The sequence below is a fragment of the Bacteroides timonensis genome (assembly GCF_000513195.1).
Classification (GTDB): Bacteria; Bacteroidota; Bacteroidia; order Bacteroidales; family Bacteroidaceae; genus Bacteroides; species Bacteroides timonensis.
Window position 1 is genome coordinate 1 of record NZ_CBVI010000166.1, and the last position, 16,924, is coordinate 16,924.

The window sequence follows — 16,924 nt, forward strand, 5'->3', positions numbered from 1 at the left end:
TCATTTATGTACCAACTTATTTTTTAATGATTACTAAAAGTGGACTCAGTAATATTAAATGTAAAGTTATTTGTTTATAAGTTATAGAAAACTTCTTTCGCTTTTCTCTCAAAATTGCATATTGAATAATTTCGTGACAAGGAGCATTGTTTTATTGTTTATCATTGTATATCAATATGTTATATCTCTTAAAAGAACAAAATAGGGTTCAAAATAGGGTCAGGGTCACCTATACCCCCAAATCCCCACCACAAATGAAGAAGCATTTCAAGGTGATGTCAAGAAAAATACATCTTACTTCTCTCCTTAAAAAAGAATGTTTCGCAGCATGTTTTTATTTTTTCGTTATGGTAGGCGAGATTTAAAATTCATTTGTAGCGAATGAAAAGTTCAGTTCGGAGAAGCATGAAAAGACACAGACTAAAAAGAGGTAGCCAAAGAGACGGATCATATTTATTTCTTGTTTATTGTATTTACTTAATCAGAAACTGTCCGTATTGTGCAAAATGCTGCCATATTAAATCTATGGAAAAACACTTTTTTATTGGATAAGAATATTTGCTAATTATTTGATATACAATAATGTATGTGTTTTTTGCTTGAAAAAACAGCTGTCAGATGGGGTTATAAGTGACCCTGACCCTATTTTGAACCCTAACATGGCTTCCAAAAGCCTTTGAAAAGTCATATTTATGTTCGCTTAATTTACCAATATGTGTCTTGACTATCATTTATCGTCTACTGAAAAAACACAGATACATCTTGTGAAAAGTATAAATGTAGGCGATAACAAGCAATGTCATTATGCAAAACAAGCAATGTTCGACACTGTAACATTGCTTGTTTTGCATAATGACATTGCTTGTCAAGTTATAGGCCCATGCGTTTTATGTTATAAGCTCCGTTTATTCATTCTTTATCACTTCTGCCGGATTTTGCCGTGCAGCCTTATTGACCTGCCATAGCAAAGTACCCAATGAAATGCCCGTCACAATGAGTATGGCAATCATATAAATGAATATACTGACAGGTGCCTTTACTACAAAATCTCGCGTATAGATGTATATCAGATAATAAGATAAAGGCATGGTGAGTAATGATGCTCCGCCTATCACCCATACGTATTTGCGGAATAAGATTGAATATAGGTTCCGCAATTGTGCTCCGTTTACTTTCCGGATAGCAATTTCACGATAGCGCTGGCGGATATCGAACAAGGAAAGTCCGAATAGTCCCAAAGCCGAAACAAAGATGGAAATAGCGGCGAAAAGCGTGAAGACAGTTGACATGCGGCGGTCTTCGCGATACAGGGCCTGCACATCTTCTTCCAGCCAGTGATGATCAAATTCTTCGGTATTGAAAATCTCTTGTCTGGCCTTTTCCAGATAAGAAATGATCTCTTTCTCTTTTCCGGGTTTACAGGCTATCTGGTATTGCGCCCCCATGCTATTGGAAGATACCATATATACCACCGGCTTTTTGCCGGCAGTCAGATGTCCGGTATAATAATCCTTGATAACGGCCTCTACAGGCATCAACGATACCCCGCCTTCTACAATATTTCCGTCCATACCCATGGAAATCCAGAGGGCTTGTTCTCCTCTGACGAATGCATCTTCCTGGCGTGTATAGCCGAAAGCCTTCATGGCGGCCTCATTCATAACTACCAAATATTGACTGTGCCTGTCGATTTCTTCGGGTAAAGTGCCTTCAATCAATTGCAGGTCATACAATTTAAAGAAATCTACAGGCACCCACATCAGCATCATATTCAGTTTCACGTCTTTGTCATTTATAAGAGTAGACGTGCTTCCTGCTCCTAATATACCACTACGCGACGGATCTCCACAGAACCATTGTTCTATGAACGGGCACTCTTCCAGTTTCTGTTGAATGCTCTGGGTGTTTTGCCAACGCTTGTTTCTCAGTTCTTCACTTTCCGAATACCAGTTTTTTGGAAAGGGTATTAAGTTGGCATATAATATACCTTCAGTCCGAAATCCCGGAGGAGTATTTTGCAAAAAACGGAGATGGTTGCTAAAATACAGTGATAATATAATGAGTAATAAAGTGATGCTATACTGAATAAACAAGAAGACCGTGCGGGTTGCAACCGATTGGCGTGAGCCTCCTATGGAACGTATAGATACGATAGGAGGCAGATAATTGTATTTGATAAAAGGATAAATCGTAGTGATTAATGGTAAAAGCGCCCAAACACCTAACGACAATTGCCAGTCAAACGCCGTATAAGGAATATCACTTTCTAATAGTTGATTGGCATATCCGGCAAAAACTTCAATAAAGAACCAAGCCAGCAATAATGCAATGGATATCATTAATACATTCTCAAGCCATAATTGCAGGAAGAGCGTGCGTCCCTGTACACCGAACACTTTCTTTATGCCGTACTCTTTGGAGCGTTTCAGCATAAAGACCAGATAGATGTTGACGAAGTTCAATATACCCGCCAATAATAACAGCAAGCATACTCCTATCAGTATCAGGATATGTGAATAGCTACTATAATGCCACATTTCCGGATCATCCCCCGCAGCAGCCAGTTCTTTATTCCAATACAGTTGGTTGACAGGAACAAAATTATAGCGTATTCCATATCCTCGTTCAGACTGACGATATACATTGCTGATGGCATTTATAGCATCTACATCCACTCCCGGCATAAAATGCAGTAGTTCCCCGTACATCCTTCCCCACTCGCTTCTTGTTTTAAGATCAAGATTTATCACAACATCAAAGGTCAGTGAAGATTTGCATGCCGGTTCATCCAATATGCCGCAAATAGTCAGGTGCTTACCTTCGGAGTATTCCATAGTTTGTCCTATGGGGTCCTTTTCTCCAAATGCACGCTTGGCAAATTGCCGGGTGACAAAAGCTTCTTCCGGCGCTGCCATCCGTTTGCCTTTCAAAGGATAATTAAAGAAATGGAAGAAAGCTGTATCTGCCACTAATGCCTGTACGGCATAAGGCTTTTCGTTGATGGTCACATTATCATTGCTGAGTGTAATGAAGTAGCTTCTTTCTTTAATTGCCTCAGGTTGAAAATAGATCGTGTCTGCTCCACTATCTGCACTTACACTACCGTGAAATATATTACCATCAATATCCCGAAGCGGAATAAAAACTCTTTCGGCATCTGCACAATGTGTGTTTACTTGAATTTCCCGATGGATGTAACGGACTAATATAATGCTACATGCCAGGCTGAGTGCCAAGCCGATTATATTAATGACTGTGTACGACTTAGAGCGTACAAGGAAACGCCAGGCATATTTGAGTGTTTTCATATTTTTCTTGTTTTATTTTTCTATTTCAATATCAATTCCTGTGCCTCGCCAAAGTTATCATATCCTGTTGTAATAACCCAATCTCCGGGCTGCAAACCGTCCGTAATCTCGTATTGCTGCGGATTTTGGCGCCCTATACTAAGAGGAACGCGGGTTGCTTTGGTCTTGGAAGCATTCAGCTTGTAAACCCACTGTCCGCCGGTAGCCTGATAGAAGTTGCCGCGTGGGATAACGATTGCCTGTTCGGGCTGCCCCAACTCTATCTGTACACGGAAGCTCTTTCCTACACGCACGTTATCGGGCATCTCTCCGGTAAATACTAGGTCGACGTCGAAAGTGCGGTCTTTTACCTCGGGCACTACTTTGGTGATGCGGAGCGGGTACTTCTTTCCCTGATAATTGATTGTTGCGGGAAGTCCTGTCGTGATGCGGTCTATGTAATACTCGCTGAGAGAGGTGTGAATCTTATATTGGTCTAATACCTTGATTTCGGCAATACCCTGATTGGATGTAACCTGTTGTCCCGGGGTTACTTTCACAAAACTGAGTTGGCCTGTGATGGGGGCTCTTACTACTAAGTTCCCCATCCGTTCGCAGGCACGTTCGTACTTCTTGCGTTCCCGTTCGCGGTCGTTGCGGATTAAGTCTTTGCGGATAACGGTTACGGCAGAGTCATGGCGCAGACTTTCACGTTGCAACTGAGCATTCTTGACTTTGTAGTTGTATTCATCCTCGGCAACTTCCAGTTGGGCTTTACTCTTGATGCCCATACGAAACTCTTCTTTGTCAAGATCAAAACTCTTTCTGAGACGTTCCAGTTCATAGTTAGTCTGCAAGGTTTGTTGTTGCAGGTTCAGACTTTTCTGCTCCATCTCTATCTCTTTCTCGCTGTATGTAATCATCTGCTTTTCCCAATCATCGCGCTGGTCTTCGATGCTACGCAGCAAGTCAGGATTTTCAAGAATGAGGATCGTATCTCCTTTCTGAAGCAAATTCCCCTCCTCGCCTATGATGCGGTCTACACTTCCGGCTTCGCGGGCATTCACGATGATGGTAAGAATGGGTTGTATAAGCCCCTCCACATCCACATATTCCATGAACTTATCATTCTTCACTTCGGCAATCTGCACATTCTCCTGATCGATGCGTAGCTTGCTCGGACCGGCGGAAAGGATAATGACGTAGATGATGAAAGCGAGAAAAACAACGCCTCCTGCCAGATAATAACGGTAACGAATGTACCAAGGTTTCTTTTCGAGTTTAATATCCATGATGTTCTATTTTATTTTTCGATTTATAATCAGGTTATATACAATATTTGTTATTCCGTTTTTATTTCCTCCGCCGGATTTCTGCGTGCAGCTTGCCATATCCGCCAGCCGATACTGATAAGAATAATCAGAACGACTGCCATCAAAATAACGGCATAAATCCACCAGGAAACTGCGGTTTGAATGATATAGGTTGCCAACCATTGTTTCATAATCATGTACCCTACCGGGAAAGCTATCACGGCCGCAAAAGCTAACAGTATCATATATTCTTTAATAAAGATACCTATGATATCCCGTAGTGTCGCCCCATTCACTTTTCGGATAGCAATCTCCTTGCGACGCTGTTCGCACGAGAGACTGACCAGGGAGAATATTCCGAATGTGGCAATAATTATGCATACTACAGATGCCACAGACAACAATTTCATTAAAGCCCGTTCAGAAACAAGTGCATCCTCTATCATTTGTCGTACACTGGTGACTTGCATACTAAACTCCGGATAAGTTTTTTGAAAGTGTGCCTCTATTTTCTTCTTGGTTTCTCCCAAACTACCTTGATAGGTGAATGTATGGATGGGTGGTAAATCGTTTGTCGATTGATTAGTAATTCGGTAAAGGCTGGGCAATGCGGGAAAGATGGGTGACAAACGAAGGTCTTTTATTACACCTGTCACAGTATAATTCTCGAATTTCTTTCCGATAGCCTCCCCGTCCCAACCAAAGACATGGGCGGCTGATTCATTAATGAGGACATTATCGCCAGCTTCTTCCTCATTGGGGAATGTACCGACTGCCATTTCTAACCCAAAGAGATTGAATATATCTTTATTTAGTTTGTTTTGTTGTATACTCACACTTTCAGTATCTTTTTCGTTTCCATCCCATCTCTTTATTATACGAACAGAGCTTCCATTAATATTAAATGGTGCATCGACTAATTGATGGTATTCGATAAAAGGAATTTGCTTCATGCCATTTTCTAATTCATGTCTATCTGTTAATCCTTCCATATATTTCACAATACCAATTTCCATATTAGCGAATCCCATGTCTCTGGATGTATAGAGATGATGCAATTGCTTTATCATGACTATAGTACAAAAAATAAAGCCAATACTAAGAGCCAACTGAAACCACAATCCTATTTTGCGAAAGAGCATGGTGAAACCTCGCCCGGATGCTGAAACAATTGATGATTGCAGCGTATGATGACGTTGTGTAAGCAGGGTCAACCAGGAAAAAAGGACGGCTGCAATTATGATTACACCCATATATAAGATGGATTCCCGATAGAAAAACATTCTATCCTCTTCTATCATGGAAAGTTCTTTGAAAGCAGGCGATAATACCTCTATTAATAAGCCTCCTATGAATAATGCTATTACAATCAGCAGAAAAAGCTCTGACATTAAAAGTAGCATCAGACTACTGTCCGAAGCTCCGTTTACTTTGCGAAGTGCCATTTCACGTTGCCTCATGCGAATGCGGATGAGATACATGATTAAATAATTGAATAAGGCACTTAATACAATCAGCAGGCCGATCAGACAAAACAAACGGATGTGTTCCAAATGAATAGCAGCATCATTCTGGGGATGAGTATAATGGAGTTCGGTTAAAGGAGTAAGAATCACTCCTATTTTATTTTTATATTCGGTTGTATGCCCATTGTTTTCATACTTTTCCGTAACTGATATATTCAGTAACTTCCGGCTCAGTTCTTCAACATTAACCCCTGAATGTAGGCGGACTAAGGTATTCATTGACTGATATCCCCACTGTGCATACTTTTGTTCGATAGGTACCAGGAAATCGAAATTGTAATTAGAGTGTCCCTTCCACTCTTTGAAAACAGCCGTAATGGTCAGCTCCTGACCGGAAAAAGACCATTCTTTCTTTATCTCTTTACCTAAAGGAGATTCTGAACCAAACAAACGTTTAGCAGCCGATTCCGTAATTCCTGCCTCGCCTTCGCGATGTAGAAATTGATAACTACCAGCCACCAGAGTCACAGGAAACATAGAGAAGAAAGAAGAATCGACCTTCATATACTGATAATCTTTCCCTTCTATTTTCATATTGCGCAAACTGACTGAGCAAGCATCTTCAATTTCCGGATAATTATCTTTCAGATGTCCTGCCAGCAAAACGGAAGTGTATCGTGCATATCCTGAATGATTGTGTACGGAAGTCATTCCTGCCATGTAATTGCAATCCGCTGCCGGTTGATGTATGTCGTACGTCAGCTCATACCTCAGCCACATACCCGACAAAGCAAAGCTGGCAAACCCTGCCGCCAGACCAATGATACTGATAATGGTCTGCGTCTTATACTTTATCAGGTTGCGAAATGCAACAGTCAAATAGTGCTTCAACATATTTTTAATCTTTATTTTCTTATCATCTCATCCATCACCGCCTCTATCCTTTCCGTTTCCGTCAGCGGTGCATCCAGTTCAAAATCATAGAGCGTAATGCTGCGGAGGGTGTAGTACAGACTCCAATAATTATATAATGCCGAAATATAATTCCGTCGGGCAGCATCCTTTTCACTGATAGAAGCATTGAGGTCGAGCACGGTAGACTTGCCCAAGATATAAAGCCTTCGGGCTACGTCGGCACGTCGTTGCGCTGTTTCATCCGTGCGGGCGGCAATGTGCACACGTTGAGATTGCAGGTTGAACTGTTTCACCAGCTTACGAACATTCAGTTCGAAGTCTGTTTTGTCCTGTTCCACCTGAGTATAGGTCAGGTCTCGATTGGAACGGGCCACACGAACCTGTCCCTTTCCCCGCCCCCAATCCAGTATGGGCAGGCTGATGCCGAGGGTTACGTATTGCTGGTCCAAGGGACTATGATAGGCATCTTTCAGTTTGTCTCCTGTTTGTGTCAGTCCGAAGCGGAGATAAAGGTCGGCTTTCAGTCCGGCATTGGCACGGGCACTGGCCACCTTACTCTCGCTTTCCAGTTTGCGACGTTGCATATTCAGTATATCCGGACTGTTTTGGCGCGCTGTAATTAAGGCGGCATTCAAATCTATTTGAAGATTGGGCACATGATCGCTGACGTCTACCTTAATCAGCACATCTTCTTGAATTCCGAGATACGAGCGAAGTTCCTGCATGGAATTCTCGACTTCAATATGAGCATTCATCCGGTTGGTCTCTTCGGTCAGTTTATTCAGTTCCAGTTGCAGCATTTCGTTTTCGGTGATGGTACCTATATTATAGCGTCCCTGCGCATATATATATAAGGTGTCGGCATTGGCATAATTGGTAGAAGCTATTTCGTAATTACTCTGTGCGGTGGCAAGAGCAAAGAACTTCTGCGTAGCGTTGGCAGCAACGAGTTCCAGCGTTTCCACGTATGTTTTCTTTGCTTCGCTATAGCGTAATGGCTCGATGCGACGATTCCACTTCAAACTATTATATCCGAAAAGCGCCTGGCTGTAACCAACGTTTATGGGTGATGTCTGCCAGGAAGTGGAGTTATCGCTGAACAAATCGAGCCGTTGGGCGGAAGTTTCTACGAACAATGTACCGCCTGTCCAACTGATGTTCTGTGTGAGGCTTAATGTAAGGTCGGTGCTTAACAGGTTTTGCTCTACAAACTTTACGCTACCGTCGCTCATGGTTATTTTATTGATGGCCCGATTCAGATATGGGTCGGAAGTCAACTTCAAAGCAGGCAGATAGTTGGCACGATAGTATTTGTAATTCCAGTAGGCCGAACGGAAACTGTGGCGGGCTGTTTGCGCATCGGGAGATTGCAGACGGGCTCGCTCAATGGTCTGACCTAATGTCAGCTCCATAGTGTGTTCCTGCGCGTCAATAGTTATAAGAGTTCCGCAAGCTATTAATAATAAAAGTATTTTTCTGTACATAGTATGTTCCTTTTAGTAGAAGAGATTCAAATCTTATGCCAAAGATGTAATGCTTTGTATTACAATGTTATACTTCTGTCTGACGTAAATTGAGCGTGTGCCATACCGCACAAAAATAGTGCGCATACGCACACACAACACATCGATATATTGTTTATCTTTGCGCATCGGATATATTCATATTTGCAAAAAAAATTATCGGACAATAATGGATTCGTATGGAACAATTAGGAAAAATATTAATAGTAGATGATAATGAGGACGTACTTTTTGCCCTCAACCTTCTGTTGGAACCTTATGCGGAAAAAATAAAAGTAGCGGTAACCCCCGATCGTATCGAACATTTCATGATGACCTTCCAGCCGGACATTATCCTGCTGGATATGAACTTCAGTCGCGACGCCATCAGTGGGCAGGAAGGTTTTGAGAGTCTGGAACAAATCTTGCGTATTGATCCTCAGGCGGTCGTTATTTTTATGACAGCGTATGCAGATACAGATAAAGCGGTACGAGCCATTAAAGCGGGTGCTACCGATTTCATCCCGAAACCGTGGGAAAAAGAAAAACTACTTGCTACACTCTCATCCGGTATTAAGTTACGCCGTTCCCGCTGTGAAGTTAGTTTGCTAAAAGAACAAGTGGAAGCACTTAGCGGTGCGGGAAGTAGTGTGGAAGAATCTATTATTGGTGAATCTGCCGCGATGCAGGAAGTGTTTGCCACGATAGAGAAGCTGCGTGATACAGATGCTAACATTCTTGTACTTGGTGAAAATGGAACAGGAAAAGATGTGATAGCCCGTTTGTTATACCGTTGTTCGCCACGTTACGGACGGCCATTCGTTACAATTGATCTCGGCAGTATCCCGGAACAATTGTTTGAGAGTGAATTATTCGGCTATGAAAAAGGAGCATTTACTGATGCCCGGAAACCGAAAGCCGGACGGATGGAGGTGGCAACGGGAGGTACATTGTTTTTGGATGAAATAGGAAATCTGTCACTGCCTATGCAAGCAAAACTGCTGACTGCTATTGAAAAACGACAGATCAGTCGTTTGGGTAGTACACAATCTGTATCCATCGACGTACGCTTGATTTGTGCTACAAATGCGGATATCCGCCATCTGGTGGAAGAAGGGAATTTCCGGCAGGATTTACTTTATCGTATCAATACGATTGAACTACATATTCCTCCTTTGAGGGAACGGGGAAATGATATTATTCTTCTGGCAGATTATTTCTTGCAGCGTTATGCCCGGAAATATCAAAAGGAAATGCGGGGCTTGACACGTGAAGCAAAAGCTAAATTGCTGCGTTATTCCTGGCCGGGAAATGTGCGTGAGTTACAGCATACGATGGAGCGTGCCGTGATTTTGGGTGACGGTTCATTGCTTCGCCCTGATAATTTCTTGTTTCAGGCTTCCTCCCCCCGTCTTAAAAAAGAAGAAGAAGTACTTAATTTGGAACAATTGGAACGGCAAGCTGTAGAAAAGGCAATGCGGTTGAGCGAGGGGAATATGACACGTGCTGCGGAATATTTGGGAATTACGCGCTTTGCATTGTATAGGAAGATTGAGAAATTGGGATTATAAATTAAGAAGTAATATGAAGCGGTATTCCTTGGTTGTTATCTTGCATATCTGTCTGCTGGCAATACTTTCTGTTGGTGTTTATGTGCTATATTGTGCTGGTTTATGGTTTAGCATGCTTATGACATTCCTGTTTCTTCTGGGGACAGGTATACATCTTTATTATATACAGATGAAGCAATTGCAGATGATGCGTCGCCTGACGGACAGTTTGCGTTATAATGACATGACACAGGCTTTCCGTCCACCTTATAAAAATAAGCTGATGACAGAAATGGCTGTAGAGCTATCTGAAACCTTGCAGGCATTTCGTGCCCGTCTGTTGGAAGAAGAAATAAAACATCAGTATTACGAAAGTCTGCTGAACAAGGTAGATACTGCTGTATTAGTGACTGATATGTCCGGACGTATTGAGTGGCTGAATCGTGCCGCCACCGCCCAGCTAGGGCAAGATCCGCAATTGCCGGCCGAACTTTTGAGCCTTCCTTCCGGTGAAACGCAGGTCATACGTATTCATCGAAATGGGATCACTTTGGAAATGGCGGTAGCTACCACTCTCTTTGTCGCCCATGGCATGGAGAAGCGTCTTATCAGTTTGAAGAATATTCATTCTGTACTGGAACGGAATGAAATGGAAGCCTGGCAAAAGCTGATACGTGTACTCACTCATGAAATCATGAACTCCATTACTCCTATCATTTCCCTCTCTGAAACACTTAGTGAGCGTGGTGTACCCGTTATATTAAAAGATGCAGCGGGCGAAAAAGAATATGCTGTAATGCTACAAGCTATGCAAACCATTCATCGACGTAGTAAGGGACTATTAGGTTTTGTAGAAAACTATCGTCGTCTTACCCGTCTCCCCGCTCCTGTACGCACCATCGTACCTGTTCATGAACTGTTCACGGACTTACAAAAACTATTTCCGGACGAAGCCATTCATTATGAACTTCCGCCATCGGACAAAACCCTTGATGTGGACCGTGCTCAGATAGAACAAGTACTCATCAACCTGCTGAAAAATGCCCGTGAAGCATCTACCCGCCGCGAAACGCCCAAGATTGAGGTTAAAGCAGTTTTTGCACCGAAAGTGACTTCTTCTCTTACTTCATGGCGTTGCACTATTACTGTTCGGGACAATGGTGAAGGTATCTTACCTGAAGTGCAAGATAAAATATTTGTTCCGTTCTTCACAACGAAAACTGCCGGTTCGGGTATCGGACTCAGTCTTTGCAAACAGATTATGAATCAGCATGGAGGAAATATTACCGTTTATTCGGAACCGGGAAAAGGGAGTTGTTTTACTTTACAATTCTGTTAGATAAATACTGTACCTGCAAAAGGCTGTTCTGTGTCTATTAAAAAATGCAAATATTATATAATCATAAAAATTCCGTGTCGATATTTTATTGCTTTTAACAGCTACTAATTTTCCCATTATTTATTTTTGCAGCCACATAAATCGATAACTCATATTTAATTAACCATAAAATTCTATATGATTATGCGAACTAATTATTTGCTACTATTAACCATTTTATTGGGTTTAATACCCGTGAATTACACACACGCCTCTGACTCAATTCCAAGCGTGTTTCTTTATTCTCCTTATACAAAGATTTCTGTTTCTCCGGGAACGAGTATTGATTACAAAATTGATTTAATCAATAATTCAGATATTCCGGTCAATGTAGATCTGTCTGTTACAGGATTACCTGCAAGTTGGAAACGTGAATTGAAATCCGGTGGTTGGAATATAAACAAATTAGCTGTCCTGCCTAGTGAAAAGAAAGACTTTAACCTGAAATTGGAAGTTCCATTAAAAATAAACAAGGGTAGCTACAATTTTGTTGTAGCTGCTGGAGACTGTCAACTTCCTTTAACTGTCACCGTAGCCCAGCAAGGTACTTATCAGACTGAATTTACTACTGATCAGCCCAATATGCAGGGCAACTCAAAATCGACATTTACTTTTAATGCCGTACTGAAGAATCAGACGGCTGATCAGCAGTTATATGCATTGATGTCTAATGCACCCAGAGGATGGAATGTAATTTTTAAACCTAATTATAAGCAGGCAACTTCCGCACAAGTAGAAGCGAATGCCAGCCAGAATGTGTCGATAGACGTCACTCCGCCCGCTAATGTTGAAGCTGGGAATTATAAGATTTCAGTACGTGCAGTAGCCGGTAATACTTCTGCTGATCTGGATCTGGAAGTGGTGGTTACCGGTACATATCAAATGGAACTGACTACTCCACGGGGATTGTTGAGTACTGAAATAACTGCCGGAGATGTGAAGCGTCTGGAGTTGGTTGTCAGAAACACAGGTTCCTCTTTATTAAAGGATATTCAACTCTCATCCGGTAAGCCCAAAGATTGGGAAGTATCTTTTGAACCTGCCAAAATAGAAATATTAAAAGCCGGAGAAACATCTACTGTTACGGCTATAATGAAAGCTTCGAAAAAAGCTTTGCCAGGCGACTATGTAGCAACAATGGAAGCCAGAACCCCCGAAGTAAATGCAACTGCACAATTCAGAATTGCAGTAAAAACACCAATGCTTTGGGGGTGGGTAGGAATATTAGTCATCGTTGTAGCTGTGGGAGGTGTCTATTACCTATTCCGAAAATATGGAAGGAGGTAATTATGGGCGAACAAGTGATTGTACTTACCGATTTAACCAAAAAATACGGTAATTTCACTGCTGTAGACCATATTAGCCTGTCAATCTGCAAAGGAGAGATTTTCGGATTATTGGGTCCGAATGGTGCGGGAAAATCCACAACTATCCTGATGATGCTGGGGTTGACAGAACCAACTTCCGGTAAAGTGGAAATTTGTGGAATAGACTCCACTACAAATCCTATTGAAGTCAAGAGGAAAATTGGTTATCTTCCTGAAGATTTAGGCTTTTACGATGATATGACCGGGTTGGAAAACCTCATCTATACAGCACTTCTGAACGGCTTTTCAAGGAAAGAGGCTGAAGAGAAAGCAAAGGAACTTATGCGCCGGGTTGGACTTGCCGAACAGGTGAATAAAAAGACTGGAAAGTATTCCCGCGGTATGAGGCAACGTTTGGGTTTAGCGGATGTATTGATAAAGAATCCGGAAATCATTATTCTGGACGAGCCGACATCCGGTATCGATCCTGCTGGAATTCAGGAGCTTATAGAATTGATTCGTAATTTGAGTAGGGTTCATTCCTTAACCGTATTATTTTCCTCACATAATCTGGACCAGGTACAGAAAGCTTGTGATCGTGTGGGCTTATTTAATCACGGAGAATTACTGGCGCAGCTTGATCTTAGAGACATGGAAGGTAAACAAGTAGAACTTATTGATATCTACAATAATTATATAAAGGAAGGAGGTGAGAAGTATGAACGGAATTGAGCAGCCTTTCTGGGTTATTGTGAATAAAGAGATCCGGGATCATGTGCGTAGTTGGCGCTTTATTATTTTACTTGCCATTATCACGCTCACTTGCTTGGGAGCCTTGTATACATCACTCACCAGTATGCATGAGGCTGTCAAATCAGGTGATGTGGAAGATACTTTTTTCTTCTTGAAATTGTTTACCGTATCCGATGGCACATTGCCTTCTTTTGTTTTGTTCATCAACTTTTTAGGGCCGCTGTTAGGTATTGCCTTAGGATTTGATGCCATGAATTCGGAACTGAACAAAGGGACATTATGCCGTATATTATCACAACCGATACACCGTGATTGTATAATCAATGCCAAATTTGTTGCTGCACTGATTGTGATTACAATTATGCTGTTTGTATTAGGATTTTTGGTAATGGGAGCCGGGCTGATAGCCATCGGTATTCCACCTACACCGGAAGAATTTGCCCGTATCATTTCCTTTTTGATCCTAAGTGTTTTCTATGTAGGTCTTTGGTTGAATATGGCGATACTGTTCTCGCTCTGCTTCCGGCAGACGGCTACTTCAGCTTTGGCTTCTCTGGCGATATGGTTGTTTTTCAGTGTATTTTATACGATGATTGTCAATTGGATTGCTAAGATGTTCATGCCTTCTGATATGATGTCGCCTTATTATGTTGTCGGTTATCAAAAAATAGTTTGGGGCATAATGTCATTGAATCCGTGCGAATTATTCAATCAGGCAACTTCTGTATTGCTGATGCCATCACTTCGAAGCTTGGGACCGTTAATGATGGAGCAGGTTCAAGGGGCAATACCCAGCCCTCTCCCATTGGGACAGAGTTTACTGGTTATAGGACCACAGCTAACAGGATTGATTGCAGTTACAATTCTCTGTTTTGCACTCTCTTATATTATATTTATGCGTAGAGAAATACGTTCAAGGTAAATTGATTGGTTAGGTTAAGAAGAAATCCCTGACGATATTTAATACTTTAAAGTCGTCAGGGATTTATATATTGCAGTTTGTATTATTTCTGCCTTACATACTCCAGAGTATATCCATAATTGGAACTTAATACTAAAGAATCCGGCGTAAGCTTGTCAATCTTCAGTGTATCCACACCTTCAATCTCTATTCCATTACCGATACTTTTTACTGTCAGATAAAGCTGGTCACCTTGTTGTTCCCATTCTTTGTATATCAAAGTGTGCATATTAATGGAAGATGCTTCTCCATTCTCTTCCAGTTTGATTCCTTGCACTTCTCCAGGTTGTCCGTTAATGGGCATTACCCAAGAACCTACCACTGTGACAGGAGTTTTTGTTCCACCGCCACAAGCGGCAAATATGACTGCCATGACAGCCATGCTGAAAATTTGTTTTTTCATGATGTCTTTTATTTTATAATGTAACGTTGAGATGTACTAATTGTTTGCGGGGATAAAGTTAAACGAAATATATTGTTTTGCCAGATATTATTTCATCTTTTTATTCTGTTAGCTAGTAGGATGCCATTCACAAGTTGGAGGCATATCAACTCTATACCACCTCCGTACCAAGTCCGTATCTGCTCCGTAGTATCTCCGTACTCTATAGATACGGACTTGGTACGGAGCAACTACGAGTAACACTATTGTTTTACAGGCTTTTATAACTTATGGAAAATATTTTTTCTAAAAAAACTTCATATTTCTTTGTTTGTTACAAAATAGTTTCTATCTTTGCACTCGCTTTTAAGAAATAAGGCACTCGGGGTGTAGCGCAGTCCGGTTAGCGCACCTGCTTTGGGAGCAGGGGGTCGTGGGTTCGAATCCCGCTACCCCGACTAAAAAGAATAAGTTGCTGAAAACCAGCAGCTTATTTTTGTATATGGAAACATCCAACAAAATAACTGTCTATAACTGTCTGTTAATTGTCTATTGAGTTAGTAAATCATCAATTCAAAAACTCATAATTGACAAATATGGCAAGGAAAAGATCGTTGGTAATCTTACCTAAGTTAAAGAACTGTGGTGGAGATTTAAGTAAGAAGTGGTATGTGGAATATTCCTGCCGGGACCCGCAGACCAATGAGATGAAGAGATTTAGGCACTATGATGGTTTTGCAGAACTGAATACTGTTCAGGAACGTGAAGCTCATGCGAAGAAAATCATCTCAGAAATAAAATTGAAACTCGAAAAAGGGAACGATCCTTTTAGCGAGAGGAAAGTGACATATCAGGATGAACTAATCTATCAAGCTACAGTGGCACGCTGGGGAAATCAGCGGGAAAGCGTCGTTAATATTCGAACTTACCTTTCGGCCTTCTTATTGATGAAGAAGGCCGAAGTCTCCCACTCTACTTATCAGACTTATTGTTCGAAGCTTCGGATATTCTGTGAATGGATGGAATTACAGGGTTTTGCAGATAAACATGTTCGGTGCATTTGCCAGGACCATGTCCATAAATTCTTTTATTATATAGCTGGAGAGAATCATACAAGTCGGCGAACTGTATTGAAATACAAGCAGCTCTTACATACTTTCTTTGACTTTCTGATGGAGACAAAAGAAGTGATTGCGGTAAATCCTGTGTCAAACATTCCACAACTGGGTGAAAAGCGGGATGAAGCGGCAAGGCCTATTCCGGATAAGGATCGTAAAAAGTTGATTGCATATATGGAAGAGCACGATCCACAATTATTGCTGGTTTGTCAGCTGGAGTACTATTGTGCGATTCGGCCGAATGAGTGCCGGCAATTGTTGATAAGGGATATAAACTTGGAAACGGCTACTATTACAGTACGACAGGATATCAGCAAGAATGGACTTACGGAAACGGTTAATATTCCAAGACAGCTGTACGAGTATTTGGAGAACACCCTCCAAATAGGAGGATATCCAGAAGATTGGTATCTCTTTTCCAAAGATGATGTACCTGGAAAAAATAAACTTGGAAAAAATACATTTCGATATAGATTCAACCGGATCCGAGATATCTTGGGGTTAAGTGAGCGGTATAAGCTATATAGTTTCAAACACACCGGTGGTGTAAAATTGGTAAACGCTGGAGTGAATACTTGGGAACTGCAGAGACACTTCCGACATAAATCAATTGATACAACGGAAAAATATGTAAAGCGGAACTTCGGTGTGCAGAGTAAACTGATAAGGGATGATTTTCCAGATATGTAGATTTATTATTTGTAGGAGGCTTATTGTAGCCTCCTACTGTCCTACCGTCCTACAATTGTTTTATCCTTTCGAGATGATTATTAAGAGTTACTAAGTGACATTTCAGCTTCCGGCAAACAGCAGCTTTTGAACTTCCCTCAGCAAGCATCCGGCTAATAAGCTCCGCTTTCTTATCAAGTTTATAATGCGTATTTTTTTCTCCAGCTTGTCGGCCTAACTTTTTCCCGGAAGCTTTCCGCCAGGCCAGTGCTTCTTTGGTTCGCTGTGATATTAAGTCTCTTTCAATTTGAGCTGACAGTCCA

Annotated in this window: 11 protein-coding genes, 1 tRNA gene and 1 pseudogene; 7 read left to right on the forward strand and 6 right to left on the reverse strand. The window is 41.5% G+C overall.

The window, feature by feature from the left end:
- Positions 1-905 precede the first annotated feature (905 nt).
- The 4 genes from BN161_RS26495 to BN161_RS26510 are packed head-to-tail and all read right to left on the reverse strand — an operon-like array spanning position 906 to position 8,465.
- Positions 906-3,308: an ABC transporter permease gene (locus BN161_RS26495; RefSeq protein WP_044272049.1), complete on the reverse strand. Its 2,403-nt coding sequence runs from the start codon at positions 3,306-3,308 to the stop codon at positions 906-908.
- A 20-nt stretch (positions 3,309-3,328) separates the two neighbouring features.
- Positions 3,329-4,579 (reverse strand): efflux RND transporter periplasmic adaptor subunit, encoded by a 1,251-nt coding sequence (locus tag BN161_RS26500; RefSeq protein ID WP_044272051.1) that lies wholly within the window; start codon positions 4,577-4,579, stop codon positions 3,329-3,331.
- A 50-nt stretch (positions 4,580-4,629) separates the two neighbouring features.
- Positions 4,630-6,960 carry an ABC transporter permease gene (locus BN161_RS26505; protein ID WP_044272052.1) on the reverse strand — a complete coding sequence of 777 codons (2,331 nt, stop codon included), beginning with the start codon at positions 6,958-6,960 and terminating at the stop codon, positions 4,630-4,632.
- 11 nt (positions 6,961-6,971) lie between these two features.
- Complete coding sequence (locus BN161_RS26510) at positions 6,972-8,465, reverse strand: TolC family protein (protein ID WP_044272054.1); 1,494 nt, start codon at positions 8,463-8,465, stop codon at positions 6,972-6,974.
- Positions 8,466-8,683: 218 nt separating this feature from the next.
- Between BN161_RS26510 and BN161_RS26515 the strand changes: the two genes are divergently transcribed.
- The 5 genes from BN161_RS26515 to BN161_RS26535 all read left to right on the forward strand — a co-directional run bounded on the left by BN161_RS26515 (position 8,684) and on the right by BN161_RS26535 (position 14,393).
- A complete protein-coding gene (locus tag BN161_RS26515; RefSeq protein WP_044272056.1) occupies positions 8,684-10,054 on the forward strand; it encodes a sigma-54-dependent transcriptional regulator in 1,371 nt (456 codons plus the stop codon).
- A gap of 13 nt (positions 10,055-10,067) precedes the next feature.
- On the forward strand, positions 10,068-11,372 hold the full coding sequence (locus BN161_RS26520; protein WP_044272059.1) for a sensor histidine kinase: 1,305 nt from the start codon (positions 10,068-10,070) through the stop codon (positions 11,370-11,372).
- Positions 11,373-11,549: 177 nt separating this feature from the next.
- Positions 11,550-12,698, forward strand: a complete 1,149-nt coding sequence (locus tag BN161_RS26525) for a COG1470 family protein (RefSeq protein WP_029428103.1) — start codon at positions 11,550-11,552, stop codon at positions 12,696-12,698.
- A gap of 2 nt (positions 12,699-12,700) precedes the next feature.
- The gene (locus BN161_RS26530) at positions 12,701-13,450 is read left to right on the forward strand and encodes an ABC transporter ATP-binding protein (RefSeq protein ID WP_044272061.1); all 750 of its coding nucleotides are present in this window, start codon (positions 12,701-12,703) and stop codon (positions 13,448-13,450) included.
- On the forward strand, positions 13,437-14,393 hold the full coding sequence (locus BN161_RS26535) for an ABC transporter permease (protein WP_044272062.1): 957 nt from the start codon (positions 13,437-13,439) through the stop codon (positions 14,391-14,393). Before BN161_RS26530 ends, BN161_RS26535 begins: the two co-directional genes overlap by 14 nt.
- 82 nt (positions 14,394-14,475) lie before the next feature.
- Here BN161_RS26535 and BN161_RS26540 read toward each other — a convergent pair whose 3' ends face one another.
- Positions 14,476-14,835, reverse strand: a complete 360-nt coding sequence (locus BN161_RS26540) for a lipocalin-like domain-containing protein (protein WP_022210405.1) — start codon at positions 14,833-14,835, stop codon at positions 14,476-14,478.
- 362 nt (positions 14,836-15,197) lie between these two features.
- Between BN161_RS26540 and BN161_RS26545 the strand changes: the two genes are divergently transcribed.
- A tRNA-Pro gene (locus BN161_RS26545) sits at positions 15,198-15,272 on the forward strand.
- A 138-nt stretch (positions 15,273-15,410) separates the two neighbouring features.
- The gene (locus BN161_RS26550) at positions 15,411-16,622 is read left to right on the forward strand and encodes a tyrosine-type recombinase/integrase (protein WP_044272064.1); all 1,212 of its coding nucleotides are present in this window, start codon (positions 15,411-15,413) and stop codon (positions 16,620-16,622) included.
- 49 nt (positions 16,623-16,671) lie between these two features.
- Here the strand turns inward: BN161_RS26550 and BN161_RS30025 are convergent.
- Positions 16,672-16,924 (reverse strand): annotated as a pseudogene (locus tag BN161_RS30025) (invertase); the annotation flags it as partial.

Coding starts and splice junctions, on each gene's coding strand:
- BN161_RS26540 (WP_022210405.1), bottom strand. CDS start 14,835: ATGAAAAAACAAATTTTCAGCATGGCTGTCATGGCAGTCATATTTGCC.
- BN161_RS26525 (WP_029428103.1), top strand. CDS start 11,550: ATGATTATGCGAACTAATTATTTGCTACTATTAACCATTTTATTGGGT.
- BN161_RS26520 (WP_044272059.1), top strand. CDS start 10,068: ATGAAGCGGTATTCCTTGGTTGTTATCTTGCATATCTGTCTGCTGGCA.
- BN161_RS26510 (WP_044272054.1), bottom strand. CDS start 8,465: ATGTACAGAAAAATACTTTTATTATTAATAGCTTGCGGAACTCTTATA.
- BN161_RS26500 (WP_044272051.1), bottom strand. CDS start 4,579: ATGGATATTAAACTCGAAAAGAAACCTTGGTACATTCGTTACCGTTAT.
- BN161_RS26550 (WP_044272064.1), top strand. CDS start 15,411: ATGGCAAGGAAAAGATCGTTGGTAATCTTACCTAAGTTAAAGAACTGT.
- BN161_RS26515 (WP_044272056.1), top strand. CDS start 8,684: ATGGAACAATTAGGAAAAATATTAATAGTAGATGATAATGAGGACGTA.
- BN161_RS26530 (WP_044272061.1), top strand. CDS start 12,701: ATGGGCGAACAAGTGATTGTACTTACCGATTTAACCAAAAAATACGGT.
- BN161_RS26505 (WP_044272052.1), bottom strand. CDS start 6,960: ATGTTGAAGCACTATTTGACTGTTGCATTTCGCAACCTGATAAAGTAT.
- BN161_RS26535 (WP_044272062.1), top strand. CDS start 13,437: ATGAACGGAATTGAGCAGCCTTTCTGGGTTATTGTGAATAAAGAGATC.
- BN161_RS26495 (WP_044272049.1), bottom strand. CDS start 3,308: ATGAAAACACTCAAATATGCCTGGCGTTTCCTTGTACGCTCTAAGTCG.